Annotated in this window: 7 protein-coding genes; 4 read left to right on the top strand and 3 right to left on the bottom strand. The window is 67.6% G+C overall.

Going from position 1 to position 6,946, the window contains the following annotated elements; genetic code table 11:
* Nucleotides 1–2,459, bottom strand: a 2,459-nt coding sequence (locus ADBZ5U_RS13370; protein ID WP_526810952.1) for a penicillin-binding protein, incomplete at its 3' end; no start/stop codon positions are given.
* A 321-nt stretch (nt 2,460–2,780) separates the two neighbouring features.
* Between ADBZ5U_RS13370 and ADBZ5U_RS13375 the strand changes: the two genes are divergently transcribed.
* On the top strand, nt 2,781–3,137 hold the full coding sequence (locus tag ADBZ5U_RS13375; protein ID WP_526810961.1) for a WhiB family transcriptional regulator: 357 nt from the start codon (nt 2,781–2,783) through the stop codon (nt 3,135–3,137).
* 28 nt (nt 3,138–3,165) lie between these two features.
* Here the strand turns inward: ADBZ5U_RS13375 and bagB are convergent, their stop codons facing one another.
* Nucleotides 3,166–4,296 (bottom strand): ATPase BagB, encoded by a 1,131-nt coding sequence (gene bagB / locus ADBZ5U_RS13380; RefSeq protein ID WP_526810954.1) that lies wholly within the window; start codon nt 4,294–4,296, stop codon nt 3,166–3,168.
* Nucleotides 4,297–4,314: 18 nt separating this feature from the next.
* Entirely contained in the window at nt 4,315–5,337 is a 1,023-nt protein-coding gene (gene bagA, locus ADBZ5U_RS13385) for an ATPase BagA (protein ID WP_526810963.1), read from the bottom strand.
* Between the two features lie 69 nt (nt 5,338–5,406).
* On the opposite strand from bagA, the gene sp36 reads away from it, so the two are divergent.
* The 3 genes from sp36 (at nt 5,407) to ADBZ5U_RS13400 (ending at nt 6,876) form a co-directional block, all read left to right on the top strand.
* Nucleotides 5,407–5,583 carry a Sp36 family protein gene (gene sp36 / locus ADBZ5U_RS13390; RefSeq protein ID WP_526810956.1) on the top strand — a complete coding sequence of 59 codons (177 nt, stop codon included), beginning with the start codon at nt 5,407–5,409 and terminating at the stop codon, nt 5,581–5,583.
* On the top strand, nt 5,580–6,035 hold the full coding sequence (locus tag ADBZ5U_RS13395) for a RidA family protein (RefSeq protein WP_526810958.1): 456 nt from the start codon (nt 5,580–5,582) through the stop codon (nt 6,033–6,035). The genes sp36 and ADBZ5U_RS13395 overlap by 4 nt, the downstream gene beginning before the upstream one ends.
* 67 nt (nt 6,036–6,102) lie before the next feature.
* Entirely contained in the window at nt 6,103–6,876 is a 774-nt protein-coding gene (locus ADBZ5U_RS13400; protein WP_526810959.1) for an MBL fold metallo-hydrolase, read from the top strand.
* The last annotated feature ends 70 nt before the right edge of the window (nt 6,877–6,946 follow it).

A 6,946-nucleotide genomic window follows, 5' to 3' on the forward strand; every position in this document is an offset into this window, starting at 1 on the left:
TCTGTGATTTGCGCAGCTTCTGCAATGGCTTCGACATCTTTGTCAAAGGCAATCATGGCCAACACCTGGGAACCCACCTGGGGCGGCGAACCCGGCGCCGGCGGGGCGGGCGGCGGCGCACCGGCCTGCGGGGGCGAGGGCTTCGGCGCGGGCGGCGGCGCGGGCGCGACGCCGTTGCTCACCAGCAGCGTGATGATGATCCCGGGTACGGTCTGCCCGCCGGGCGAGGTGCCGACCACGGTACCGGCAGAGGCGCCGCTGCTGATCATCGAGACCCTGTCGGCAATCTGGAAACCATTGGCTCGCAACCGTTCCCGGGCGCTCTCCTGGCTCAGTCCGACGACATTCGGCACTCGGGAGTTGGGCGCCCCGTCGACGTAACGCGGGTCCGTCGGCGGCAAGCCCACCTCGCCGAACCTGTCCGCGATGGGCGTCATCGCGGTGAACCACGTCTCCGCCGGTTCCTTGCCGCCGAAGAGGTCACCGTCGTAGCACGGTCGCAGGGGGAACGAGCACAGATCACCGGGTTCGGTGGAGTCGTCGTAGATGTAGTTCACCGCGGCGTAGCGGTTGGTGTAGCCGAGGAATCCCGCTGAACGGTGCGCCTCGGTGGTGCCGGTCTTGGCCGACATCGGCAGCGTCCAGCCGGACGCGCCGGCGGCCGGTGCGCCGGTGCCGATGGTGGTGTCCTGGCCCAGGGCGTTCGAGAGCGTGTTCGCCAGGCCGTCCGGCACGGCCTGCTCGCAGGCTTCGGCGTTGACCGTGATTTCGTTCCCGCGGCGGTCGTAGATCCTCTCGATGGGGTTGGGTGGACACCAGGTGCCGCCGGAGGCCAAAGTGGCAGCGACATTGGCCAATTCCAGCGGGTTGACCTCGAACGGGCCCAGGGTGAAGGAGCCGATGTTCTGTCGCTTGATGAAGTCGGCCAGGCTCTCGTTGTTATCCGGGTCGTAGCCCCGGGCCGTCCCCGGTTCGGTGTAGGAACGCAGGCCCAGCCGGACGGCCATGTCGACGGTGCGGGCGACTCCCACCTGGGAGATGAGTTTGGCGAACGCGGTGTTGGGCGACTTGGCCAGCGCCTCGGTGACGCTCATGGTGAGGTAGCGCGGGTCCTTGTAGTTCTCCACGCACCAGGTCTCCCTGGGGCAGCCCCTGGCGCCGCCCTCGCCGAGGCCCCTGGCCTCGAAGCGGCCGGGCACCTCCAACTTCGCGTCGATACCCAGTCCGAGGTCGAGGGCGGCGGCGGCGGTGAAGATCTTGAAGATGGACCCCGCGCCGTCGCCGACCAGCGAGAACGGTTGCGGCTGAACGGTTTGCCCGGCGGCCATGTCCAGGCCGTAGGTGCGGTTGCTCGCCATGGCGATGACGGGATGGCTGGTCTTGCCCGGCAGCACCACGTTCATCACGCTGGCGATACCCTCCAGATCCGGCGCGGCCAGTGAGTCCACCGACTTCTTGACGTCGGCCTGGACGTCGGGATCCAGCGTGGTCTTGATCAGGTAGCCGCCCCGGGAGATCTGCTCCTTGCTCAGGCCGGCCCGGATCAGGTACTCCTGAACGTAGTCGCAGAAGAAGGCCCGGTCGCCGGCGGCGATGCACCCGCGCGGCAACTCGTTGGGCCGCGGCAGAATGCCCAGTGGCTGCTGCTTGGCCGCCCGCAGTTCCTCCCGCTTGTCTGGCAACTGGGCAATCATGGTGTCCAACACCAGGTTTCGCCGTACCAGCGCGCCGTCGCGATTGGTGTACGGGTTCAGGGAGGTGGTCGACTGCACCAGTCCGGCGAGCAGCGCCGACTGAGACCAGCCGAGGCCGGAGGCGTCGATTCCGAAGTAGGTCTGGGCGGCGTCCTGGATGCCGAATGCGCCGTTGCCGAACGACACCAGATTCAGGTACCGGGTGAGGATCTCGGGTTTGGTGAGGGTCTTGTCCAGGCTCAGCGCCATCCGGATCTCGCGAAGCTTGCGGGCCGGCGTGGGCGCGATCGCCGAGCGCCTCTCGGCGTCATTCCTCGCCGCCACCAGCAGTTGGTAGTTCTTGACGTACTGCTGCTCGATGGTGGACCCGCCGCGGGTGCCCTGATCACCGGAGGCGTAACCGGCCAGTCCGGTCAGCGTGCCCTTCCAGTCCACGCCGTTGTGCTCGGCGAACCGCTTGTCCTCGATGGCGACGATGGCCAGCTTCATGGTGTCGGCGATCTTGTCGCTCGGCACCTCGAAGCGCCGCTGGGCGTACAGCCACGCGATGGTGTTTCCCTTGGCGTCGACCATGGTGGTCACCGCCGGGACGTCGCCTTCGAGCAGCTGGGCGGATCCGTTGGCCACGATGTCGGAGGCGCGGTTGGACATCAGCCCGATGCCTCCCACCACGGGAAACAGCAGGCCTGATACCAGCACGCCGGCCAACAGGCATGCCCAAGCCAGTTTGATCAGCGTGGAACCGGCCGGTCCGCGTTCCGACATGGGTACAGCGTACTGAGGCACTCCAGGGTCTCTGCGACGACTGAGGCGGCGCCCCCCGGGGCGCCCGGGGAGGGGATCGGGGCGCGAAGAACAACCACGAATTCTGACGCGCGAGTCACAAAACCGCAGTTCACGGTCGAGTCTGGACAATCGTGCCAAAAACTTGTGATCGCATGGTTGCGCAAACGCAACTTGACCACCTACTTTAAGCACACAGTGCGACGCAGGTAACACTCGTTTCGCAATGTGGCGTAGATCGCACCGCGGCTACATCGGAGGGATATCGCCGCCGTGAACGGCGGCTTGACGAAGGGATCGCCCGTGTCGGGGACTCGGCCCGCTGCCCGTAGGACCAGCACCGCATCTATCCACGGCTCACTTCAAGCGACCAGCGAGGCGCGTAGTGCGTGGGTTTCCCAAGCGTTGTGTAGATCCGCCGATCCCGACCAGTTGTTCGTGCGGGGGGCCGCCCAGCGTAAGGCTGCGATCATCTGTCGGCACTGCCCGGTGATCACCGAGTGCGGTGCCGATGCGCTGGACAACCGCGTCGAGTTCGGCGTATGGGGCGGGATGACCGAGCGCCAGCGACGGGCCCTGCTCAAGCAACACCCCGAGGTCTCCTCCTGGGCGGAGTTCTTCGCCGCCCGCCACCACCGCAGCTTGCTGACGGGCTCCTGAACTCCTCCGACGCGTCTGAAGCCCTCTGCTAGGTCTCGCCCGTGATCTGATCGGCGATGGCCTGAAGCGCGTTCATGTCGGACACATCGAACGGCAAGGACGGCACCCCGACCACCCGCACGTGCGGATTGGCGCCGGTGAACCGGGACAGCAGTCGAACCTCCCGCTTGGCGGTCTGGCCGCGGTCGGCGTGAATCTGCAGAACGGCCGCCGTCAGCGCGTCGCCGGCGGTTTCCGGCTCGGTGCCCAGGTCGACCGCGCCGTCGATGGCACGTTCCACCGTCAAGTCGCACAGCACCGGGTGTGTCCGGTTCAGGATGAGGCCTGCCAGCGGCATGCCCTCCTGGGAGAGTCGGTCGACGAAGAACGTGGCCTCCCGCAGTGCGTCGGGTTCGGCCGCGGAGACCACGACGAACTGGGTACCGTGCCGCTTGAGCATCTCGTAGGTGCGGTCCGCCCGCTCCCGGAAGCCGCCGAAGGTCTTGTCCAGCGACTGCACGAAATTCGCGGCGTCGGAGAGCATCTGCGAACCGACGATGGTCGACAGCGCCTTGATGGCCAGACTCATCGCCCCGGTTACCAGCTTGCTGAAACCGCTGCCCGGACCGAGGAAGAGCTTCCACAGCCGGCTGTCCATGAAACTGCCCAGCCGCTTGGGGGCGTCGAGGAAGTCCAGCGCATTGCGCGAGGGCGGGGTGTCGACCACGATCAGGTCCCAGCGATCCTGGGCCAGCAGTTGGCTCAGTTTCTCCATGGCCATGTACTCCTGGGTGCCGGCCAGGGATGTGGCGACCGTTTGGTAGAACGGGTTGTCCAGAATCGCCTGGGCGCGACCGGGGTCGGAGTACTCCAACACCATCTCGTCGAACGTGCGGCGCATGTCGAGCATCATCGCGTGCAGTTCCCCGGCGACGTCGGCGCCCAGTGGCACCCGCTGTGGCTCGTTCCCGAGTTCCTCGATGCCCAGGGCCTGCGCCAGCCGTTTGGCGGGGTCGATGGTCAGCACCACCACGTTGCGCCCGTATTCCGCGGCGCGCAGTGCCATCGCCGCCGCGGTGGTCGTCTTGCCCACGCCGCCGGCGCCGCAGCACACCACCACGCGGTTGGACCTGTCGGACAGGACGGACTTCATGTCCAAGGTCTGAGGTGTCCCGCTCATGGCTTCACCCTCTTGTCGTCACCTGACGCCTTGTTGCGCCAGGATTTCCGCGAGTTCGTAGAGACTGCCCAGGTCCACGCCGTCGCCGATGGTCGGCAACTGCAACCTCGGGACGTGGAGTTTCTCCAACTCCGAAGCGCTCTCCGACCGGGCCCGTATCCGGCTGGCGTGCTGGATGCTCTCGGTGAGCAACCCGGCGAAGTCGGCTTCGGGCATGGAGATCCCGGCCCGCGCCAGCCCGGCCCGAACCGCCTCGGCGTCGATGTCACCGTCTGCGGCCGGGCCCAGCGCGTCGGCCGGCAGGTAGGCCGGGATGTTGCGGTTGACGATGACGCTGCCGATCGGCAGTTCGAGTTGCTCGAGTTCCTCGATCGCCTCGATGGTCTCCTGCACCGGCAGTGCCTCCAGCAGGGTCACCAGATGGATCGCCGTCTGCTCGGAGTGCAAGTACCGGACCACTCCCTCGGACTGCCCGTGCACCGGACCGCCCTTGGCGATGTTGGCCAGCGCCTTGGTGACGTCGAGGAAGCGGGCGATTCGGCCGGTCGGCGGGGAGTCGACCACGATGGCGTCGTACATCGGCCGCCGGTTGGCGTCCAACCGCACCGCGACCTCTTTGATCTTTCCGGTCAGCAGCACGTCTCGCAGGCCCGGGGCGATGGTCGTCGCGAACTCGATGGCTCCCACCCGTCGCATCGCCCGGCCGGCCAGGCCGAGGTTGTAGAACATGTCCAGGTATTCCAGGAAGGCGGCCTCGAGATCGATCGCCAGCGCGTTCACATGACCGCCGGCATCGGCTGTCGCGACCTTGATCTCCTGGTAGGGCAGTGGGGGAACGTCGAACAGCTGCGCAATGCCTTGGCGCCCTTCGACTTCCACCAGCAGCACCCTGCGACCGCCGGCCGCCAGGGCGAGCGCGAGCGCCGCCGCCACGGTGGTCTTCCCGGTCCCCCCCTTGCCCGTCACGAAATGCAATCGGGCCTGGGTCAGGCGGTCAGGCCAGCCGACTTCGCTGCCATCGCTCGGGTTGGTCGCCACCAGTGAATGCTATCCAAGTGCTCCGGCGGTATGGCCCCGCCCGCCGAATCGGCGAGAGGTTAGGCTTCGGCGGTGAGCCAACCAAGCACGAGCCAGCCGACCACATGGGAGTACGCGACGGTGCCGTTGCTGACCCACGCGACCAAGCAGATCCTCGATCAATGGGGCGCCGACGGCTGGGAACTGGTCTCGGTACTGCATGGCCCGACCGGCGAACAGCACGTCGCCTACCTGAAAAGGCCGACGTGAGCCCTTCCGACCGGCTCGCCGAACTCGGCATCGCCCTGCCGGAGGTCGCTGCCCCACTGGCGGCCTACGTCCCGGCCGTGCGCACCGGCAACCTGGTCTACACCTCCGGTCAGCTTCCCCTCGAAGGCGGGCGACCGACCCACTTCGGCAAGGTCGGCGCGGCGGTGGACCCGGAAGACGGCAAGGCGGCCGCCCGCACCTGTGCACTCAACGCACTGGCGGCGATCCATGCGCTGGTCGGAATCGATTCGGTCGTCCGTGTGGTCAAGGTCGTCGGGTTCGTCGCCGCCGCGCCCGGTTTCACCGGCCTGCCCGGCGTGGTCAACGGCGCCTCCGAACTCCTCGGTGAGGTGTTCGGTGAGGCCGGATCCCATGCCCGGTCCGCGGTCGGGGTGGCTGAACTGCCGCTGGACGTCCCGGTGGAGGTAGAACTCGTCGTCGAGGTGGCGTGAGCCACCGCATCAGCCGTCGAGGTGGCGTGAGCCACCGCATCAGCCGTCTAGGTGGCGTGAGCGGGCGGTGACCCATCCGGCCTACGGCGTGCTGCGGCAGGTCACCGAATCGGCCTCGGTGCTGCTGTGCGATAACCCCGGCCCGCTCACGCTGGAGGGCACCAACACCTGGGTGCTGAGCGCCCCGGGCAGTGCCGAACTGGTAGTGGTGGACCCCGGGCCCGATAACGACGCGCACATCGCGCGACTGGCCGGCCTCGGCCGGATCGCGGTGGTGCTCATCAGCCATCGGCACGGCGATCACACCGACGGAATCGACAAACTGGTCGAGGCGACCGGCGCCACGGTGCGTGCGGTGGGCAGCGGATTCCTGCGCGGGCTGGGCGGTCACCTGCGGGACGGTGAGGTGATCGAAGCGGCCGGCCTGCGGATCGAGGTGCTGGCGACTCCGGGACATACCGCCGACTCGGTGTGTTTCGTCGTCGGCGACGCGGTGCTCACCGCGGACACGGTGCTGGGCCGGGGCACCGCGGTCATAGATTCCGACGACGGCAGTCTGGCCGATTATCTGGAGTCACTGCGCCGGTTGCGCGATCTGGGTTCACGGCGGGTGCTGCCGGGCCACGGCCCGGAACTCGATGACCTGGCCGCGGTCGCCGAGATGTACCTGGCTCACCGCCGGGAGCGACTGGATCAGGTGCGCCGGGCACTGGGTGCCCTCGGCGAGGACGCCACCGCCCGGCAGGTGGTCGGGCATGTCTACGCCGACGTCGACGAAAAGCTATGGGATGCAGCGGAATCCTCGGTCCGCGCGCAGCTGGACTATCTACGCCGAAGCTAGTGCAAGGCCCGCCCGCGCTCGGTTGCGCCTCGCTGGCGCGAGTCTTACCTCGCGCTGGTTCTGTTTCTCG

This window comes from Mycobacterium sp., assembly GCF_040398885.1.
Lineage (GTDB): Bacteria > Actinomycetota > Actinomycetes > Mycobacteriales > Mycobacteriaceae > Mycobacterium.